This is a genomic window from Rhizobium etli 8C-3 (assembly GCF_001908375.1).
In the GTDB taxonomy this organism is placed as follows: domain Bacteria; phylum Pseudomonadota; class Alphaproteobacteria; order Rhizobiales; family Rhizobiaceae; genus Rhizobium; species Rhizobium etli_B.
Genome location: NZ_CP017244.1, coordinates 1619331 through 1637898 on the forward strand (window position 1 = coordinate 1619331; position 18568 = coordinate 1637898).

General features: G+C 58.5%; 16 protein-coding genes, 1 pseudogene and 1 riboswitch. Of the genes and pseudogenes, 14 read left to right on the forward strand and 3 right to left on the reverse strand.

Going from position 1 to position 18568, the window contains the following annotated elements; genetic code table 11:
- Positions 1 to 32: 32 nt before the first annotated feature.
- On the reverse strand, positions 33 to 1103 hold the full coding sequence (locus AM571_RS32570; RefSeq protein ID WP_074065054.1) for a putative urea ABC transporter substrate-binding protein: 1071 nt from the start codon (positions 1101 to 1103) through the stop codon (positions 33 to 35).
- A gap of 74 nt (positions 1104 to 1177) precedes the next feature.
- Positions 1178 to 1286, reverse strand: a riboswitch (guanidine-I (ykkC/yxkD leader).
- 436 nt (positions 1287 to 1722) lie between these two features.
- On the opposite strand from AM571_RS32570, the pseudogene AM571_RS35970 reads away from it, so the two are divergent.
- Positions 1723 to 2126, forward strand: a pseudogene (locus AM571_RS35970) (DUF892 family protein).
- 658 nt (positions 2127 to 2784) lie between these two features.
- A complete protein-coding gene (locus AM571_RS32585) occupies positions 2785 to 3177 on the forward strand; it encodes a DUF6766 family protein (RefSeq protein ID WP_074065056.1) in 393 nt (130 codons plus the stop codon).
- 128 nt (positions 3178 to 3305) lie between these two features.
- Here the strand turns inward: AM571_RS32585 and AM571_RS32590 are convergent, their stop codons facing one another.
- Both AM571_RS32590 and AM571_RS32595 read right to left on the reverse strand, forming a co-directional pair.
- On the reverse strand, positions 3306 to 5510 hold the full coding sequence (locus AM571_RS32590; RefSeq protein ID WP_074065057.1) for an amylo-alpha-1,6-glucosidase: 2205 nt from the start codon (positions 5508 to 5510) through the stop codon (positions 3306 to 3308).
- Positions 5511 to 5522: 12 nt separating this feature from the next.
- On the reverse strand, positions 5523 to 6617 hold the full coding sequence (locus AM571_RS32595) for a glycosyltransferase family 4 protein (RefSeq protein ID WP_074065058.1): 1095 nt from the start codon (positions 6615 to 6617) through the stop codon (positions 5523 to 5525).
- A 763-nt stretch (positions 6618 to 7380) separates the two neighbouring features.
- On the opposite strand from AM571_RS32595, the gene AM571_RS32600 reads away from it, so the two are divergent.
- The 12 genes from AM571_RS32600 to AM571_RS32660 all read left to right on the forward strand — a co-directional run bounded on the left by AM571_RS32600 (position 7381) and on the right by AM571_RS32660 (position 18567).
- Positions 7381 to 7866, forward strand: coding sequence for an Hsp20 family protein (locus AM571_RS32600; protein WP_074065059.1), 486 nt, complete (start codon positions 7381 to 7383; stop codon positions 7864 to 7866).
- A gap of 403 nt (positions 7867 to 8269) precedes the next feature.
- On the forward strand, positions 8270 to 8491 hold the full coding sequence (locus tag AM571_RS32610) for a hypothetical protein (RefSeq protein WP_074065061.1): 222 nt from the start codon (positions 8270 to 8272) through the stop codon (positions 8489 to 8491).
- Positions 8492 to 8907: 416 nt separating this feature from the next.
- The gene (locus AM571_RS32615) at positions 8908 to 9141 is read left to right on the forward strand and encodes an acylphosphatase (RefSeq protein ID WP_237358617.1); all 234 of its coding nucleotides are present in this window, start codon (positions 8908 to 8910) and stop codon (positions 9139 to 9141) included.
- Between the two features lie 144 nt (positions 9142 to 9285).
- On the forward strand, positions 9286 to 9939 hold the full coding sequence (locus tag AM571_RS32620) for a Rieske (2Fe-2S) protein (RefSeq protein WP_074065063.1): 654 nt from the start codon (positions 9286 to 9288) through the stop codon (positions 9937 to 9939).
- The gene (locus AM571_RS32625) at positions 9936 to 10781 is read left to right on the forward strand and encodes an aromatic ring-hydroxylating oxygenase subunit alpha (protein ID WP_074065064.1); all 846 of its coding nucleotides are present in this window, start codon (positions 9936 to 9938) and stop codon (positions 10779 to 10781) included. Before AM571_RS32620 ends, AM571_RS32625 begins: the two co-directional genes overlap by 4 nt.
- Positions 10778 to 11437, forward strand: coding sequence for a glutathione S-transferase family protein (locus AM571_RS32630; RefSeq protein ID WP_074065065.1), 660 nt, complete (start codon positions 10778 to 10780; stop codon positions 11435 to 11437). The genes AM571_RS32625 and AM571_RS32630 overlap by 4 nt, the downstream gene beginning before the upstream one ends.
- 1 nt (position 11438) lies before the next feature.
- A complete protein-coding gene (locus AM571_RS32635) occupies positions 11439 to 12818 on the forward strand; it encodes an amidohydrolase (RefSeq protein WP_074065066.1) in 1380 nt (459 codons plus the stop codon).
- Positions 12819 to 12845: 27 nt separating this feature from the next.
- Positions 12846 to 13943: a BMP family ABC transporter substrate-binding protein gene (locus tag AM571_RS32640; RefSeq protein WP_196776399.1), complete on the forward strand. Its 1098-nt coding sequence runs from the start codon at positions 12846 to 12848 to the stop codon at positions 13941 to 13943.
- Between the two features lie 3 nt (positions 13944 to 13946).
- Positions 13947 to 15470: an ABC transporter ATP-binding protein gene (locus AM571_RS32645; RefSeq protein ID WP_074065068.1), complete on the forward strand. Its 1524-nt coding sequence runs from the start codon at positions 13947 to 13949 to the stop codon at positions 15468 to 15470.
- On the forward strand, positions 15467 to 16567 hold the full coding sequence (locus AM571_RS32650) for an ABC transporter permease (protein ID WP_074065069.1): 1101 nt from the start codon (positions 15467 to 15469) through the stop codon (positions 16565 to 16567). Before AM571_RS32645 ends, AM571_RS32650 begins: the two co-directional genes overlap by 4 nt.
- Positions 16564 to 17475 carry an ABC transporter permease gene (locus AM571_RS32655; RefSeq protein WP_074065070.1) on the forward strand — a complete coding sequence of 304 codons (912 nt, stop codon included), beginning with the start codon at positions 16564 to 16566 and terminating at the stop codon, positions 17473 to 17475. Before AM571_RS32650 ends, AM571_RS32655 begins: the two co-directional genes overlap by 4 nt.
- 294 nt (positions 17476 to 17769) lie before the next feature.
- Complete coding sequence (locus tag AM571_RS32660; RefSeq protein ID WP_074065071.1) at positions 17770 to 18567, forward strand: creatininase family protein; 798 nt, start codon at positions 17770 to 17772, stop codon at positions 18565 to 18567.
- The last annotated feature ends 1 nt before the right edge of the window (position 18568 follow it).

The following is an 18568-nucleotide window of genomic DNA, read 5'->3' on the forward strand; positions in this document are numbered from 1 at the left end:
GCGCAGTTTCCCGCGCCGCCGGTCGAACTCGCTCAGAGCGCCCCGTCAGCAGCCGCCTTCATGTAGGTCTCGGTGAAGCGCAGCTTGACGTTGCCACTGTCGCCGAGGATCTTGCCGTCCGGCATTTCGATCCCGATGACATCTGCCGATGGCGCACCATTGCCGAGCAGGCCCTTCTCGAAGAGGAAGTTGCGCACCAGATCCATCGTCTTGGGAAGACTCTCGGATACGGTGAAGGCGACGGCGTCGGTGGGATTGTCAAAGAGCTTGGTCGCAGCGACCTGCGCTTCGAAACCTTCAAGGTCGGTGCCGGAAGCCGACCCCATGGTCTCGCGGGCCGCCTTGCCGTCCGGCGTATCGGCCTCCATCAGCGCGGCGGTCTCATACCAGATGCCAGCTAGCGCCTTGCCGAAATTGGGATTGTCCTTGAGCACATCAGTATTGGCGACCATCAAGTCGATGATTTCACCCGGCACCTGCGAACTGTCGAATACCTTCTTGGCCGAAGGATCCTCAAGGACACTGGAGACCAGGGGATTCCAGGTGACGACGGCGGTGACGTCGGGCGTCTTGTAGGCGCCAACCATGTCGGCGTCGGACGTGTTGACGACCTTCACATCGCGCTCTGTCAGCTTGATGCTTTCGAGCGCGCGCGCGAGCAGGTAATGCGAGACGGAATATTCGACGAGATTGACATTCTGGCCCTTGATATCGGCAAGACTCGTCTTGTCCTTGAGGATTACGGCGTCATTGCCATTCGAAAAGTCGCCGACGATCACGGCGGTCGTATCGACGCCGCCGGCGGCCGGAATGGAAAGGCCATCCATGTTGGTGAGCGTCACGGCGTCGAAGGCGCCGGCCGTGTATTGGTTCATCGACTCGACGTAATCGTTGAACTGCGTCACGTCGATCTTGATGCCGTATTTATCGGCCCATTTCTTGACGATACCGTGGTCGGCAGCATAGCCCCATGGCATCCAGCCCACATAAATCGACCATGCAACCTTGAACTCGGTCTTTTGGGCAGCCTCGAGGTTGCCGAGACCCCCGATGAAGTAAGCGGCCAAGGCAGTGATGGAAAGAAGCTTCGAAAAAGTCTGCATAGAAATTCCCCTTTTGCTTTCTTCAAAAAGGGATTGGCAAAGACCATCGCGCCGCCAATCCCTTGGCTTACGAGGTCTCCCGGGCTTTTGTCCCGCCGTGCATCCGGCAGGATTTCTCGCCCACCGACGGCAGCTCTCGGACCAGCACGCTTTTCAAGCGCCGGAACCCTAGCCACCAACTCACCTTTATCGAAGCAAGACGCGTGCCAAATTCTGGTAAATTGATTCTATAAGGTTTTCCTGTTGGTTCCGCTTGCTCATAGCGGCACCGAGCGGCAATTGCTCATAATTTAGGCGAATTCCTCGACAAAGTTGAATTCGGCACGTGTCGATCAAGGTTGGAAGGCCTGGCTCCGAGAGGATTTTGTGGCCAGGCGCTGGCGGCGATGTCGCGTTGCGGCCACGATGGTTCGCAAGCAAGATGCAAGTTGCGCAAACCGATCTTTAGTTCGGTGGCGGCGAATTCCAGCGGTTTCGGCCCCACTCCCACCAAAGGACAGGATGGCTGCCGCGTGTTCGCTAAAACACAAGCATTGGTCGATCTCCCGGAAGCACTTTGGGGTGACTGAGTGTTTGCATTCGGTCCGATCCGTTGAGGCGTCTTGACGGTAACGAGCCCATGGAAGAACAGGCCGAAACGATGCTGAAGGCTCATCTCGAAGAAACGCGGCAGCAGGCGAAATCGCTGGAAAGCTGCCTGAACCACATAGGTGGAGGGTCCTTGACTATCAAGGACATGGCCGGAAAAGTAACTGCGTTCGGTCAGAGCCTCGGTGGCTGTTTGTGAGCGACGAAATCGTCAAAGGCGCGCTGGCAAGCTACACATTCGAGCATTTTGAGATTGCGAGCTACAGGATCCTTATTGCGGCCGCAGAGTTTGCTGGCGACCAGCAAACCAAGGCGGTCTGCGAAGGCATTCTCAAAGAAGAAATTGCCATGGCAAAGTGGCTGGAGGACAACCTTCCCGTCGTAACCGAGGCTTACCTTCAGCGTGCCGAGGCCGAGGTCACTGCAAAACGGTAATCGGCTCGATAGCGGCAACAGGCAGCGTCTGCTTATGGGTGGCAGGCATTTTCCGATGCTCTGGCCGGACAACACGATCAGCCCCTGTCGACCATGCCGTTCTCACAGCTTGAAAGACCGATGAGGCGCAAAAGCCGTCTGTCATCCAGGGCCAGCGTGAGTGCTTGTCACTCCATTGCGAGCGCGACGTGGTGATGTCCGCAGGCGCGAAGCCGGTCCAGGGCGTGTGTGCGGATCAAATTACCTGTCACTTCCTCCTCGGATCCATCGGCTGCGATGACGCCAGCGGAAACATCGGGCGCAAGCTGTCTTGGTTGCCCATGCCGATACCGCGTTTCATTTGACTGCGGCTACGGTCCAGTCGCTTTAGGTTGAATGCCATTCGTGCGCGGCCACCTCGAGGACGCGAGCCGCAATGGCAGCTCGGGACGCTCACCGTGACTGGGGTCACTCTCCAACCCAAGCTGCCGGCGCATCGTTGCTCTGCCATCTCCTCCGGCGCCGAAGATGCCGGCGAGAATTCCGGTGGGTCGGATTCCACCAGTTCTGGAGGAGGCCGCCGGTTTTTCGTTGATGAACTCAAAACAGCTAGTTGCGTTCTAGGTAGTTGACGAGCGCAGCTGTCGCACAAGGGCTGAGCAAACGCGGAGAAATCACCATGAAACGCTACGCTTACGGGTGGATTACAGCCATTTTCTTTCTCGTTTCAATCCTGGGACACTGGGTTTTCGGTTGGTTCGCATACGTCGATGAGGCGAGGCAACATGCCCAAACTCCTCAGTTTTCTGAATACGCTATCCAGCTCTCCCGAGATACTTTTGAAAATTGGCAATCGGAATTCCTCCAGTTGATGTGGCAAGTGGCGGGACTTGCTTATTTTCTCTATGTCGGCTCGCCTACCTCTAAGGAGAACGACGACAGACTTGAGGCAAAAATAGATGAGTTGCTCAAGATCAATGCCGGTGAGAGAGGCGCTGAAATCATTGCTGAGCTCGACGAGCGCTTTCTGCGGGTTCACGGTCATGCCAAGCCTCACGGCCATTCGCAGTGACGCTCGCACAGTTTCTGCCGCTCTGATCGGATCATCGCATTGCCGGGGTTAGTGCGGACCGTTATAGCATCAGCGCAGCCCCCGGTGACGCCCCTTTGATCTGGCTCGCACAAGTCTGGCTTCGGCCTCTATCGGGCGGCGGTCAGAACCTTGATGTCTCCTTTTCTTTCCAGCACATCGACCACGACGTTTTTTTTGGACCGTCGTATTGCAACGTCGATTTTTCCTTTGGGCACGGAAAGGTTCCTGAGAACCACCTCATCGAGGAAAGCCGGCAGCATCGGCTCGTTAAAGGTCACCTGGCTTTCGATCGGATCGAAGAGGATGCCCAGGCAGGACTGGAGCAGCGACAGCGGCGCAACAGCCGCCCACGCTTGTGGTGCGCAGGCCACCGGATAGAATGTCGGTCCTTGAGCGCGCCGTCGTGGAAAACCGCAGATCAGCTCGGGCAATCGCCTGAGGTCGATGTAACTCGCCGCAGCAAAGAGTCCCTCAAGTATCTTTGCCGCCTCTTGCTTGAATCCATAACGCGCCATTCCAATCCCGATCAGCGCATTGTCGTGCGGCCAGATGGATCCGTTGTGATAGCTCATGGGATTGTAGCGCGCTTCGGTCGACGCCACCGTGCGTATGCCCCAACCGGGAAATGAAGGACCGCCCAAAAGTGTGCGCACGACGACTTCGGCGCGGTGCGGAAATGCAAGTCCCGTCAGCAGGACATGGCCGGCATTCGATGAGCGGACGCGGCAGGGCCGCCTAGACCCGTCGAGAGCCAGAACATATGTTTCCAGTTCCTCGTCATAAAAAGCAATGTCGAAATTCTTCTGCAATGCAACAGCGCGCGCGGTCAAGGAAACTGCCCGCGCCCGTTCGCCAAGTCTCTGGCAAAGCTCTGCTGCTTCCATAAATGCACCGTAGGCATATGCCTGCACTTCGACGAGCGCGATGGGCCCGGCTGCCAGGGATCCATCTGCATGAAAGACACTGTCATGGCTGTCCTTCCAGCCTTGGTTGATCAGCCCCTCGTGCACCTGCCGGCCGTATTCGACAAAACCGTCACCATCACCGTCGCCATGTTCAATAATCCAATCAAGGGCAGCGTGAATGTTTGGCCAGATACCTCTTATAGTCTCCAGGTCACCCGTTCTCTTGAAATATTCGCCGGCCAGGATCACGAACAGCGGTGTCGCGTCAACACTGCCATAGTACCGTCGGAATGGCACTTCTTTGAGCTCCGCCATTTCGCCACAGCGTACCTCATGAAGTATTTTGCCTGGTTCGGCATCGGCCATCGGGTCGAATTCGGTGGCTTGATTGGCAGCGAGATGCTTGAGAACACCTTTGGCAATCGCCGGATCCAACCACAGTGTCTGCAGGGCGGTGATCAGCGCGTCGCGGCCGAACACTGTGCTGAACCAAGGAATGCCGGCATATGGAAATGGTCCCTGCTCCGTATCGGTGATGAGCATGTTCAGGTCGGACATGCTTCGCCGGACGATCTCATTGAAGATGTCGTTGGACGAGCTGATCGAAGCCGCACGGGACGACGTCGATTGCAAAGCCCGACGGGCATCACGCATAGCAATAAAGAATGGTTTCAAGCCTGTGCGGGTTTCGTCTTGCGGGTTGCAATCGACGCGCAGAAAGTAAGTCTGGGTCCCTTGCGGCTGCAGGTCGAGCTCGAAGCGAGCTGTTCCTTCGTGCAATTCGCTTGGCGGCGGGAAGAAGCCAATGCGTGAGACCCTCCGCTTGCGGTCGAGCCCCTCGTAGCTCAGCAAAATAGTATCTCGGTCCATGATCGGGCTGTCGATCCGCCCCCTGCGGGCACGGCTTGTTCCCCGCACCTCGAACAGATCCGCAAAGTCCGCGGCAAAAGCAATCTGCAGCGAGACCCTATGCAGTCTGTCATCGAAATTATGGACAGTTATTCGTTCATGCAGGCTTCCCTGCCAGAGGAACTGCGATCGTCGTATATGGATGAGGTCATGGGCAATGGTCAGGCGGTCCTGGTCGTAGAGATCCGGGTTTGTCAGGTCGCACGTCAACGTCGCGTTGTCCTCCCTGAGCGACGACGACAGAAGTAGCGGCCGCTGCCCGCCGATCGTCAGGTAGAAGTGGGAAAGATGACGCGTGTCACGATGGAACAGTCCCTCAGGACTTCCGGGGCCTGACAGGGCGTCGCCATTATGATCGAAAACGCAAAACGTATCACCATGCTTGAGCGTGCGCGGCCGCCTTTCGTGCAAAGACGCAGCCGCGGGAATGAAAAACTGGACGGGCGGCCCCCCGCTTCTGACAGCGGGCGAACCCAACTCCTGGCCATGCACCGGCATTAAGGATCCTCCTTATGCGATAACCTGCAGTTCGGGTGTCCCCTTGACAGGACGGCGTAGTCGCGGCGCTTTCAAGCGCACACCTGGCAACCGCCGATAGATTGCCAGGTAATCTCGGGCCATGCGTTCTGCAGTGAAGCTGCGCTCGAATGCTGTGCGGACCTGCCGACGATCAAGCCTCAAGAGCCAGTCGATATTTTCAATGGCTTCCGCAACGCTATCGACGGCAATCCCCGAAATACCATCTTCGATAATCTCAGGTACCGACCCGCGACGGAAGGCCAGCACCGGCGTCCCGCAGGCCATGGCTTCGATCATAACCAGTCCGAAGGGCTCCGGCCAGTCAATTGGGAAAAGAAGAGCACTGGCATTACCCAGGAAGCTGGCCTTCTGATGCTCGTTGATTTCGCCAACGAACTCCACATTCGCATGCATCTCGACCATCGGCTTGATGATGCTATCCCAGTAGACGTAGTCGGCGGCATCCACCTTTGCGGCGATCTTGAGCGGCATGCCCACGCGGGATGCAATCTCAATTGCGATGTCAGGACGCTTTTCAGGTGAAATCCGCCCCAGGAAAGCGAGATATCCACCGCGTGGACGTTCGGTGAATGGAAGGATATCGATCGGCAATCCATGATAGACAGTCCCTGCCCAATCAACGGCAGGCATCGGCAGGCGTTGATCGTTTGAGATCGATACAAGCGGAATGTCAGAAAACATTCTGTAGAGGGGCTTCAGGTCCGGCAGGTCCAGTCTTCCATGGAGCGTTGTCACAGTCCGATCGGCAAATTCCCGGATGACCGGAAAATGCAAGAAATCAATGTGGAAATGCAACACATCGAAGTCCAGAGCTCGCCGGCGTATCTCCTCCAGCATCACGACCTGGTACGGCAATGGGTCCTTCATACTTGGATGGAGACGTAGGGCCACGTCCGAACAGGAAACAAGTTTGGCAGACGTGAGGGAATCGCCGCTGGCAAACAAGGTGACGTCATGGCCTTGCCGGACGAGCTCCTCTGTCAGGTATGAGACGATCCGTTCGGTTCCTCCGTAGAGCTTCGGCGGAACGCGTTCTGCAAGTGGTGCTATCTGAGCGATCTTCATCGACAAAACCTCCTCATATGAGCAAAGATTCGACGGCAAAAACACGCCCGCAATCGCGCGGCGTTTGTCAGTGGCAGCAGCAAGCGTGACCGGAATCTATCTCCTTTCTCGTCTGAGTTGTTGTTGCAGCGACTTCGCCCCGCAAATTGATCCCCCATTCAATCTGACAGGAAACGTGTGGAAGGATCGTGTGCACGCGCTCTTCGGTTCCGTGTCTTTGTCGAGTAATTTGACCGCAGACATCAGATCATCATGGCTTGAAGGCTGCCGACCGTCCGGAAGCCTACGCAGCTCCGCCTTTCGTCGATCGGTGAAGCGGCCTGAGGCCCAGAAAGCACGGTTTGCGCGCTTATCGTGACGACAGAGCCGCACTGGCCTCCGTACATCACTGGGATCGGAAAATTCGACATGATGGCGCAGCAAATGGAGCAGACCTCTCTCGGCTGCTTGCCCGAATATTGAAGAAGACGTTGTTCGTGCGCGGTCCTTCCTCATCATCAACTCCAACACTAGCGTTGGAACGACGCCGGTGCTTTTACAGCGACCACTTTAAAAAAATGCCATGCGGGAGACTGCATTTCAAGAACTGTAGCTGCAATTTTTAGCACTCGTGAGCCGTGAGTGCTAATTTTTGTCTGACCGCTCTTGAACCTGAAAATTCCTCAACCAAATCAGTTCCGTCAGCTGCCCGTACGGAGCTGACTGCTGGAGGCGCAAGTTTCCATGCGTCTTCATTCCATGTTGCTTTACGGAGGATATGGCTATGAGAAACGAATTCGACTTCGCCCCCCTTTACCGGTCCAGCATCGGCTTCGACCGCGTCTTCAATCTCCTCAACAATGCGCAGCGGTTTCAAGCCGTCGATACCTGGCCGCCCTATGACATCGTCAAGCTAGGCGAGGACGAGTACCGCATAACCATGGCAGTTGCAGGCTTCGCCGAGGAAGACCTGTCGCTCACACACGAGCGAAATGTGCTCGTCGTTGCCGGTGCCAAGCCCGACAAGGAGGATATGCAATATCTGCATCACGGTATCGCCGGCCGGTCGTTCGAACGACGTTTCGAGCTTGCCGACCATGTTAAGGTGCTTGGGGCGAGCCTGAAGAACGGCCTTCTATCGGTCGAGCTGAAACGCGAGATCCCCGAAGAGATGAAGCCGCGACGCATTGCTATCGGAACGAATGAGCCAAAGCGGGCCGAAGAGGCGACTGAGCCGCTGCAGATCGAAGGCGAAAAACAGGTGGCGTGATCGAACTTGGCAAAGGCCGCGCCGGTCTTTTCGGCTCGGCCGACATGGAGGCTTAGGTGAGGGACGTGATCTCACTCCCTGTGGCCACAGCAACAGTCAAGCTTCGACAGGCTACGCAAGCCATAGACCAGCATCCAGTCCTTGCGCTTCATCGCAAGATGAACAGGTTGTTCGATGATGATGTCTTGCGGTGTCGAGGGCGATTGCCCGATCGTCAGGTCCGCTTTCGCTCCGAAATCGCCTGGACGAAGATGAAGTTGCGATGGTCTGCCAAGCGCATCACGATCAACAGCCAATGACCACTTTGCCGCTGTTGGATTTCGGTGGGTATCCTAACGACGACCGGCAGCGGCAGTCACTCGCATAGCCGCAGATGGAGTGCCAAACGAGGGAGGTGATTGAAATGACTTTATCGTCAGGAGAGGTAAGGGCCATAATCGGTCCGGTGGACGAGGTCTTGCTTGCAGATATTTTGGCGACTGGAGCTTCGGCAAAGGAACTGGCAGAGGCCTGGGCCTGGGTGAATGCAGAGGAAGCTCTGGCCGATGAAGGCCGTCCGATGCCGACGGGAAGAATTGCGCGGCTCGTTGATCTGCTGGATCCCGGCCAGGAGAACGAACTGTGAAGCGCCGCTTGCCGTTTCTTTGTGCGACTGATTAGTGGAACGGATCGTGTGACAAATAGGCTGCGCGGCCTTGCGTGACGCAAGAGCAGAACGCGGTGACAGCGTCGTCAGGAGCCCGCAGTTTCCAGGCAAGGACGGTGCGCGCGCCCCTTGGCTGTATATCCCGTGTTGCTCTGTGTTCGTGCTGCCGGCTTTCCCACTGCTCGGCCGGTCGATGGAACCGGCTCTTGACGCTATGCGGATGGATAGCGCTCCACGCGCAATCCTGAGCAGAAGAGGCGATCATTGTCGCCGAGATCGAGTACGATCGGCGGCGGTGGAGCCTTTCATAAGTCCACTTGGGCGCTATGCTCTCTCCAAGACCAACCTTAGGGTCCTTCATGACCGACCAATGTCGAAATCACTTTCGGGAAAGAATGACGATCCTCGGCGAACTTGACGCCGTCTCCTTCATTCCTTGGGTCCGACGCCATGCCGCTAAGCTCGGGCTTGCCCAGGCGATCGCCCATACCAGTTCCGAGCGGCTCGAGGTCGACATTGCCGGGCCCGTGGAGTTGATCGACATGATGGAGATCGCATGTTTGCTCGGTCCCATCGATGTTTGGGTCGAGACAATCCACCGCACACCAATCGACAGGGGAACGGGCTGACCTGCGCATCTTGTGCCTTATATTTAATCAATATTGCCAATGCGAAAAGATTATGCAAACGTGGCCGCGCTTGATTGGCAAAATTGGACGCCTTGCCCCCGACTTTACCAACCAAGTGATTGATATTACATAGAAAGCCGAGTGATGCTGTCTGACACGACGGGTTCCTGGACGCCAGTCGCCCTTTCCGCGGATTTGCCCAAGGGAACCGTTGTTCCAGCACGGACGCCAGCCGGGCAGATTGCCCTTTGGCGAAGTCGGTCGGGGCGCGTGGCAGCATCGGCCGACCGGTGTCCGCATCGCGGCATGCGCTTGTCTCACGGTTTCGTGCGTGGCGAGGCACTTTCGTGCATTTATCACGGCTGGAGTTACACCCGGACTGGAACCTGTCTGCGCATCCCGGCCCATCCGGGCCTCACTCCGCCCGAAACGATCCGCTTGGAGACGCAACGGGTCGAAGAGTCTGACGGCGTCATCTGGGTTGGCGCCGGGCAACCTGTGGCCGGGCCCCCGCGGCTTGAAGGTCTGGTTCCATTGCGGTCCTTGGTGGCAGATGCCCGCACGCAGTTGGTCGAGGCTGCAGCGAACGGAAAGGCTGGCCCCAATGGCCTTGTCTGGCATGCGCACAACGGCCAGACAATCCGGCTGTTGCTCGTTCCCCAAGACGCCGGCCAGACATTGATTCATGTCCTGCTTGACAAAGATAGCAGCCTGGCCGCGCGCATCGCCGCCTCACGGGCATCTGAAACTTTGCGGCGGATGGCCGAGGCGCTTCAGGCAAAAGGGAAAGCGTCATGAGGCAAGACGCGATGATCAACGAGTGGTATCCCGTCGGCCTCTTCAGCCAGCTTGACATGGAGGGGCGCAAGACCGCCCTGATGGGAGAGCCTATCGAAGTGGCACTTGATGGCCACGGAAACATCAACGTGAAATCCAGCGACGGGCGATTTCTCCCGGTTTGTCTCCGATACGGCCATATATGGTCCTCTGTCGGCAAACCTCGAAAGGATCTTTTTTCAATTCCTGAGGCCGATCAGGCCGGCCGCCGCTTTGTCGATGTCGGTGTCGCTCGCGTGCGCTGCTCGCCGCTTCGCGCGGTGGAGAACTTTCTCGACATAGCGCATTTTCCCTTTGTTCATACCGACATTTTGGGCGCCGAGCCCCACACCGAAGTTCACGACTACAAGGTCGAAATCCGCGAAGAAGAAGACGAGGTCTGGGCCACGCAGGTCAAATTCTACCAACCGCAGGCTGCCAAGTCGGCAAGCGGCGGCATCACGACCGAATACATGTACCGCGTGCCGGCGCCGACTTGCTCCGTCCTTTACAAGACCTGTCCGCCTCGCCCCGGTGAATGGGATGTCATCGCTCTTTTCGTCCAGCCCCTTGCTGAAGACCTGTGTGACGTCTGGCCATGGATGGCGCTCTTCGACGATGCCACGCCGATGACCGATCTGATTCACTTTCAGCAGACGATCTTCCTTCAGGACCGGTCCATTCTCGAAAACCAGATCCCCAGGCTCCTGCCCCTCGATCCCGGAATGGAAATCCCCACCAGAGCCGACCTGACATCGATCGCTTACAGGCGCTGGCTGAAGCGCCACCACTACACCTATGGGGCACAATTGGTGGCGCAATGAAGCTCTATGATTACGTTCTCTCGCCCAGTTGCTACAAAGTTCGCCTGATGGCGGCATTGGCCGGCGTGAAGCTGGAAATCCGGCCGGTCGACTTTCATCCCGGCGCCGAGCACCGCAGCATCGAGCTCATGGCGATCAATCCGGCGGGCTCGATCCCGATCTTCGAAGATGGCGATCTGATCCTGACTGAATCCGCCGCCATACTGACCTACCTCGCCGCCAAGGCGGCGCCAAGGTGGCTAGGCAGCGGCACGCCGGAAGAAACGGCGTGCGTCCAGCAGTGGCTTTCCTTCTCACACCGGCTGACCGCCAACCTCGGAGGTGCGCGCCTTCATGAAATGCTTCTGCGGCCGGGAGACATCGCCTCGCTTCAAGCACACGGGATCGCCGCGCTTCGCGAACTGGAAGCGAAGCTTGTCGAGCGGGGCTTGCGAGGATTTCGGTTCCTGGCGTCGAACCACCCGACAATTGCCGATATCGCGTGCTTTCCCTACGTGGCGCTCGCCCCGGATGGCGGCATCTCGCTCGACCCCTATCCCACCATCAGGCTCTGGTCGCGTGCAATCCGCAGCCTCGACAATTTTATCGAGATGCCTGGCATCCACAGGCTGCACGAATTAAAGCCCGACCCCTGCGTTCAACCGGACGAGGTGTGACTTGGGCGGTCATCTCCTGACGAATTGTGCTGCCGTCATCGCCAACGATGGCGAGGGGCTGCGTGTGTGCCGGAACGTGGACCTGCTGACGAACGGTCCTTCGATCGTTGCAATCGGCGAAAATCTCCGCAAAGGAGGGCTGCCGGCCGGGACCATCACTCAGGACGCGACCGGCTGGTTCGTCTATCCGGGGCTCGTCAATACCCACCACCACTTCTTCCAATGCTTTGTGCGCAACCGGGCGGAGCTCGACTGGACGAAGCTTTCGGTCATCGAATGGCTTGATCGCATCTATCCAATCTTCTCGCACCTGACCGAGGACTGCTTTTATCATGCCTCCGTCACCGCCATGGCGGAGATGATCAAGCACGGCTGCACGACGGCCTTCGACCACCAGTACTGCTTCCCGCGCCGAGCTGGCAAGCAACTGATCGACCGTCAGTTCGAGGCAGCCGAGCTGCTGGGCATGCGCTTTCATGCGGGCCGCGGTGGCAACACGCTGCCGAAGTCCGAAGGTTCGACCATCCCGGACGCCATGCTGGAGACGACGGACGAATTCATCGCCGACTGCGCGCGCCTGATCGACACTTACCACGATGCAAACCCCTTCAGCATGCGGCAGGTCGTGGTCGCGCCTTGCCAGCCGGTCAACTGCTATAGAGAGACATTCGTCGAGGCAGCAGCGCTGGCCCGCGACCGCAGCGTGCAGCTCCATACCCATGTCGGCGAAGGCGAAAGCCCCGTCATCGAGGCTCGACACGGCATGAGGACGGTCGATTACTGCGAAGAACTCGGATTTGCCGGTCCCGATACCTTTTATGCCCATTGCTGGGAACTCACCCATGACGAACTGCGCATGATGGCGGCAAGCGGCACCGGTGTCTCCCACTGCCCCGAGCCGGTCTATCTGGTCGGCGCCGAGGTCACCGATATTCCCGCCATGTCGGCCTTCGGTCTCCGTGTCGGACTCGGCTGCGATGGAGCCGCCTCGAACGACAATTCAAACCTGATGCATTGCTTGCACTCCGCCTACATGCTGCAGTGTTTGACAGCCTCGACACGCGCGCATCCCGTCCCGCCTCCGGTCGATTTTCTCGGCTATGCGACAACCGGCGGGGCAGCCCTCCTCGGCCGCCGGGATATCGGCCGGCTTGCTCCGGGCATGGCCGCCGACCTGTTTGCAATTGACACCCGGCGCATGGATTACATCGGCACGCGGCATGACCCGCTGAGCCTGATTGCCAAAGTAGGCGTCGGAATGCCGACCGACATGACAATGATCAACGGACGCATCGTCTGGGCCAAGGGCGAGTTCATCGGGCTCGATGAACTGGCGCTGTTTTCCGAAGCCGAGGCTGCACTCGCAACTGTGGAATTCTAAAAAAGGACAATAAGGGAACTGAACATGCTGAAAAACCTCACCCGCAGAACATTGATGAAGGCTGTTGCCGCCTCCGGCCTCGCAGGCGCGCTTGGCGGCCGCACTTCCATGGCAGCCGACGAGCCGCTCGGCATTTCCCTCGTGATCCCCTCGCCGGTGGGCGACGTTGGCTGGGGACATGCCCTTGCCGCCGGTCTCGAACCCGTCAAGGCCGCGTACGGCGACAAAGTAAAGGTCACGGTCATCGAGAACATTCCGGAGGGTCCGGATGCCGACCGCATCATGAACAAGACGGTTGCCGACGGAAACAAATTCCTGATCGCCGGCTCCTTCGGCTATCAGAACGGTGCCCTGCAGATTGCCCGCCGGAATCCGGCGGTCACCGTGCTGCATGCCTCCGGTTTCCAGGTAGCACCGAACTTTTCGCCCTTCGCAGCCAAGTATTTTCAGGGAACCTATCTGCTTGGCATGGCAGCCGCTGCGCTCTCCAAGACCGGCAAGCTAGGCTCGGTGTCCGCCTTTGCCATTCCCGAACTGATCACGTCCATCAACGCCTTTACGCTCGGTGCTCAGTCGGTGAAACCGGATATCGAAGTGTCGGTCGTGTGGGTGAACTCGTGGTTCGATCCGGCCAAGGAGCAGGAAGCCGCAAAGGCGCTGATGGCACAGAAGTGCGATGTGATCTTTTCCAATGCGCAGGACACGCCGTCGGTCATCTCGGCTTGCGAGGAAGCTGGCGTTTACGCGTTCAACCTCAACTCGTCGATGAAGAAGTACGCGGCCAAGACCTATCTCGGCTGTGTCGCCACCGACTGGTCGCCGTTCTTCAAGGCCTCGGTGGACGCTCATATCGCCGGCACGTTCAAAGGCGGCAATGCCTTCCTCGGCGTCGCTGAAAAGGTCGTCGAGGTTGCAGACTGGAATCCGGATATCCCGGCCGACGTCATGACGAAAATCAAGGAGATCGAGGCGAAGATCGCCAGCGGCAGCTTCACTCCCTTCACAGGGCCGATCACCAAGGCCGATGGCAGCGATGCGGCACCGTCTGGTGCAACGCTCACTGATGGCGAGGTCGTCGCCATGAATTGGCACGTCAAGGGTGTCACGACGCCTCTGCCGAAGTGAGCCATGACCGTTCCGCTCCTGTCGCTGCGCGGCATTTCCAAGAGCTACGGCCAGAACCGGGCCAATCAAGCCATAGACCTGGACGTGGCCCCCAAGTCGATCCATGCAGTCCTCGGAGAAAACGGGGCGGGTAAATCGACACTGATGAAGGTGATCTATGGCGTCGAACAACCGGACAGCGGAGCCGTTATCTGGGAAGGAGAACCTTTGAGCCTCGCATCCCCTGCGCAGGCAAGGCGCAAGGGCATCGGAATGGTCTTTCAGCACTTCTCGCTGTTCGAGACCCTGACGGTGGTGGAGAACACGCAACTGGTCGTTCCGGGCCGGAAAGCCGAACTTACTGATGCCATCGGCAAGCTCGGACGCGACTTCGGGCTCGAAGTCGATCCGCTTGCCCATGTGCACACGCTTTCCGTCGGCGAGCGGCAGCGGGTGGAGATCATCCGCTGTCTGCTGACAAACCCGAAACTGCTGATCCTCGACGAGCCGACCTCTGTCCTGCCGCCGCAATCGGTGGAGAGACTCTTCGAGACATTGCGTCGCCTGCGCGACGATGGCGTCTCCATTCTCTTCATCTCGCATAAACTGGAGGAAATCCGCGCGATCTGCGACAGGGCAACCATTCTGCGCGGCGGGTGCGTTACCGGGCATGTGGATCCGCGAAAACACGATGCTCATGACCTGGCCCGCATGATGATCGGCCGCGACATGCCGGAGCCCCTGCCGGCGTTGCCCATTTCTGGCGGGGAAAAGCGGCTTGAGATCATTGGCCTCGACTATCGGCCGGATGACCCCTTTGCCATGCCGCTCTCCACTTTAAGCCTCACGGTTCGTTCGGGCGAAATCCTCGGCATAGCCGGAATTTCCGGCAACGGGCAGAGCGAGCTTGCTTCGCTCATTTCCGGCGAAGTGGTCCTGCCAGGAGAACAGCGTGAGCGGATCTACATGATGGGAAAGGACGTGAGCACGCTCAATGCGGCTGCTCGCCGGCAGCTTGGATTTGCCTTCGTTCCCGAAGACCGGCTTGGGCGTGGCGCCGTACCCGAAATGTCGCTCACCCAAAACAGCCTGCTGACCGCTCATCCGCTCAACCTTCTCCGTTACGGTCTCGTCGACGAGCCGAAGGCGATGACATTCACCAATGAGTGCATTCGCCAGTACGATGTCCGCACGCCCGGCCCAGGGGTCGAAGCCGGCTCTCTTTCTGGCGGCAATCTGCAGAAATTCATCGTCGGCCGAGAGATCATGCTGTCTCCCAAACTGCTTTTCATCGCACAGCCGACATGGGGCGTCGATATCGGCGCAGCATCGGCCATCCGCAGGCGGCTTGTCGGGCTGCGTAACGAAGGCATGGCGATCCTCATCATTTCAGAGGAACTCGAAGAGCTTTTCGAACTCTGCGATTTCATTCAGGTGTTGCACCACGGCGTGCTGAGCCCGGCTCTCGTTACGCGGGACACGCGGCCGGAGGACATCGGCCGATATATGATCGGTGCGTATTCTTCGCAGGAGAAGGCTCCAGCATGAGGGCTTTATTTGCAGCTATCCTTCCCACCCTTGTCCGTCGGGAGCGCGCCTCGCTGACCGCCACCTTGCTTGCGCCTGCCGTTGCGCTGGGGGTGGCTACCATTTTCAATCTCGGACTCTACGTGTTGATGGGCCGTGATCCGATCGCCGTCTTCTACGCGATGCTCCTAGAACCCTTCCTCTCCTGGGCGTCGTTCTCGGAAGTCATGCTGAAGACGGGCCCCCTTCTCCTCATCGCGCAGGGCCTGGCGATCGGCTTTCGCGCCAAGGTCTTCAACATCGGTGCCGAGGGCCAGTTCATTCTGGGTGCGATCTTCGCCTCGGCCATCCCCGTATGGTTGCCGCAGGCGACGGGTCAATGGATTTGGCCACTGATGCTGGTCCTTGGCGCACTCGGTGGTGCTTCATGGGCATCGCTAACGGCCTTGTGGCGCGTCAGGCTCAATGCGAACGAGATCCTCGTTTCCCTGATGCTGAGCCTCGTTGCCGCGCAATTGCTCAACTACCTGCTGCTTGGTCCCTGGAAGGATCCCAACGGGTTTAACTTTCCTCAGTCTGTGATGTTCCAGTATGACGCGATGGTGCCGATCTTGATCTCCGGCACCCGCATCAACGTTTCCCTGCTCCTGACGATCGTCTTATCGATGGCGGCGTGGATCTTCATGCAGAAGAGCTTCTCCGGCTATAGGCTCCAGGTCGTCGGCCTCGCGCCGCGTGCCGCCGGCTACGCCGGTTTCAATGAAGGCCGGGCGATCTGGCTTTCCCTTCTCATTGGCGGCTGCGCCGCAGGGCTTGCTGGCGCAGCCGAGGTTGCCGGTCCCCTCGGCCAGTTGCAGCGCTCGATTTCGACGGGTTATGGCTATGCGGCTATTATCGTCGCCTATCTCGGCGGACTGCATCCAATCGGGATCATGGTCTCTGCACTGTTCATGGCGGCGCTCTACATCGGGGGGGACAATGCCATGGTGTCGGCAAACTTGCCGATTGCCGCGGTCCGCGTATTTCAAGGCAGTCTCCTCGTCGCCTATCTCATCGCCGTCGCCTTCGTGCGGTACCGTCTCGAATGGCGCCTTTCCGTCTACCGGAGCCAGCCATGAACGCCATCGAATTCATCCTTGCCGGGATGCTCGCGGCTGCGACACCGTTCCTGCTTGCAGCTCTCGGCGAGCTGGTGGTCGAGCGAGCCGGGGTTCTCAACCTCGGCGCCGAGGGTTTGATGGCGTTCGGTGCGGTGCTGGCCTTCATCATCGTCTATCATGGTGGGAGCCATCTTTTGGGTTTCGTCGCCGCCGGTCTCGGCAGCGCCGCACTTTCAATCGTATTTGCCGTCGTCGCGGTCGGACTTCGTGCAAACCAGGTAGCGACAGGCCTTGCGATCGGCATTCTCGGCCAAGGCCTCTCGGCGCTCTTCGGCAAGACTTATGAAAGCCTTACGGTCAGGGGGCTTCCAAAGTTCGCCTTTCCCTGGCTTTCCGATATTCCAGTGATCGGCCACCTTTTCATCCAAGATGCCGTCGTCTGGCTTTCCCTTGCCGCAACATTCGCCATCTGGGCGATGTTTGCCTATACGAAGGCCGGTCTTGTCGTCCGGGCGATCGGCGAAAATCCCAAAGCCGCCCATGCTGTCGGATATTCAGTCATCGCCGTCCGCTTCGCCGCTATCGCCTTCGGCGGAACGATGGCAGGGTTTGCCGGCGCCTACGCCTCAGTCGTCTACACACCGCTTTGGGCCGATGGGATGATCGCCGGTCGTGGCTGGATCGCAATCGCCCTCGTGGTCTTCGGGACGTGGCTCACGGGTCGGATCTTTCTAGGCGCGTGCCTCTTCGGAGCCGTGTCACTGACGGGGCTCGCAGCCCAGGCGGCCGGACTGGACGTCCCATCACAACTGCTGGCGAGCCTACCCTATCTCGTCACGATTATCGTGCTGGGCATCATTTCGGCAGACCGCCGCCTGCTTAAGCTGAATGGCGTCGCATCGCTCGGCGAGCCTTTCGAACGCTAGCATAACGCGAAGCGGCTTTTGAACATTCGGGTGTAACGAGAGTTCCACCGATGAACCTGCGTTGCGGCACAACCGGCCGTTGGCCGAAGGCGCGCGTTTCGGGACCGCATTCTCGCTCCGGATTGTGGTCGAGAACCGGTGTCCAAAAAATTATTCCGAGTTCCACCTGGACAAGCTTAGACCCTACTCCTGGCACCTCTCGCAAAAAGGCATCGGCATTGGCGCAAATTGATGCTTTTCGCATGCACGCAGGTTCCCTACTCAATAGGGGAAGGCCAAGGAAGGGATGCGGCAATGGCGATGCCATTTTACTGGAACGAGCTCAATACCTCTGATTTCGCGGCGCTATCTTGCGACACGACGATAGCCATCCTGCCGATAGCGTCGACAGAACAGCATGGGCCGCATCTGCCAATCGCCACCGATGTCGCAATCGCAAACGGAATGCTTGCGGCGTTGCGCAAGGAGCGGCCCGAAGACCTCGACATACTGGTCCTGCCGACACAGGAGATCGGCAAGGCGAATGAACATATCTATGGCCCTGGCACGCTTTCGCTTGGTGCCGAACTCTTGATCCCGGTCTGGACAGCGATTGGTGCAAAGGTCGCGGAAGCTGGCATCCGCAAAATGGTGATCGTCAATTCGCATGGCGGCAATGTCGACATTATGAGCATCGTCGCGCGCGAACTGCGCGTCCGTCACCAGATGGCCGTGCTGTCGACGCAGTGGGGACGGTTCGGAAATCCGGAAGGCATGATCAGCGAACACGAAGCAAAATATGGTATTCACGGCGGCGAGGTGGAGACCTCCCTGATGCTGCATTTCCGGCCGGACCTAGTGCGCATGGACAAGGCGCAGAATTTTGCCTCGAAAGCCGAATGGATGCGAGAACTGTCGAAATATATTCAGCCTCTACCCCCACATTCTTTGGCGTGGATTGCGCATGATCTCAATCCCAACGGCGTCGTCGGCGACGCCTCGCGCGGCACGGCGGAAAAGGGCGCAGCCATCTGCCGCCATCAAGTAAAGGGCTTCATCGAGATGCTCTATGATCTGAAGCACTATCCTCTTTCAAATCTCTTCACGAAGTAAG

Bases quoted from the DNA above. Each gene is read 5' to 3' on its own strand.
- AM571_RS32630 (WP_074065065.1), top strand. From the start codon at position 10,778: ATGAAGCTCTATGATTACGTTCTCTCGCCCAGTTGCTACAAAGTTCGC.
- AM571_RS32590 (WP_074065057.1), bottom strand. From the start codon at position 5,510: ATGCCGGTGCATGGCCAGGAGTTGGGTTCGCCCGCTGTCAGAAGCGGG.
- AM571_RS32645 (WP_074065068.1), top strand. From the start codon at position 13,947: ATGACCGTTCCGCTCCTGTCGCTGCGCGGCATTTCCAAGAGCTACGGC.
- AM571_RS32655 (WP_074065070.1), top strand. From the start codon at position 16,564: ATGAACGCCATCGAATTCATCCTTGCCGGGATGCTCGCGGCTGCGACA.
- AM571_RS32615 (WP_237358617.1), top strand. From the start codon at position 8,908: ATGACGATCCTCGGCGAACTTGACGCCGTCTCCTTCATTCCTTGGGTC.
- AM571_RS32570 (WP_074065054.1), bottom strand. From the start codon at position 1,103: ATGCAGACTTTTTCGAAGCTTCTTTCCATCACTGCCTTGGCCGCTTAC.
- AM571_RS32620 (WP_074065063.1), top strand. From the start codon at position 9,286: ATGCTGTCTGACACGACGGGTTCCTGGACGCCAGTCGCCCTTTCCGCG.
- AM571_RS32585 (WP_074065056.1), top strand. From the start codon at position 2,785: ATGAAACGCTACGCTTACGGGTGGATTACAGCCATTTTCTTTCTCGTT.
- AM571_RS32625 (WP_074065064.1), top strand. From the start codon at position 9,936: ATGAGGCAAGACGCGATGATCAACGAGTGGTATCCCGTCGGCCTCTTC.
- AM571_RS32600 (WP_074065059.1), top strand. From the start codon at position 7,381: ATGAGAAACGAATTCGACTTCGCCCCCCTTTACCGGTCCAGCATCGGC.
- AM571_RS32595 (WP_074065058.1), bottom strand. From the start codon at position 6,617: ATGAAGATCGCTCAGATAGCACCACTTGCAGAACGCGTTCCGCCGAAG.
- AM571_RS32660 (WP_074065071.1), top strand. From the start codon at position 17,770: ATGGCGATGCCATTTTACTGGAACGAGCTCAATACCTCTGATTTCGCG.
- AM571_RS32610 (WP_074065061.1), top strand. From the start codon at position 8,270: ATGACTTTATCGTCAGGAGAGGTAAGGGCCATAATCGGTCCGGTGGAC.
- AM571_RS32650 (WP_074065069.1), top strand. From the start codon at position 15,467: ATGAGGGCTTTATTTGCAGCTATCCTTCCCACCCTTGTCCGTCGGGAG.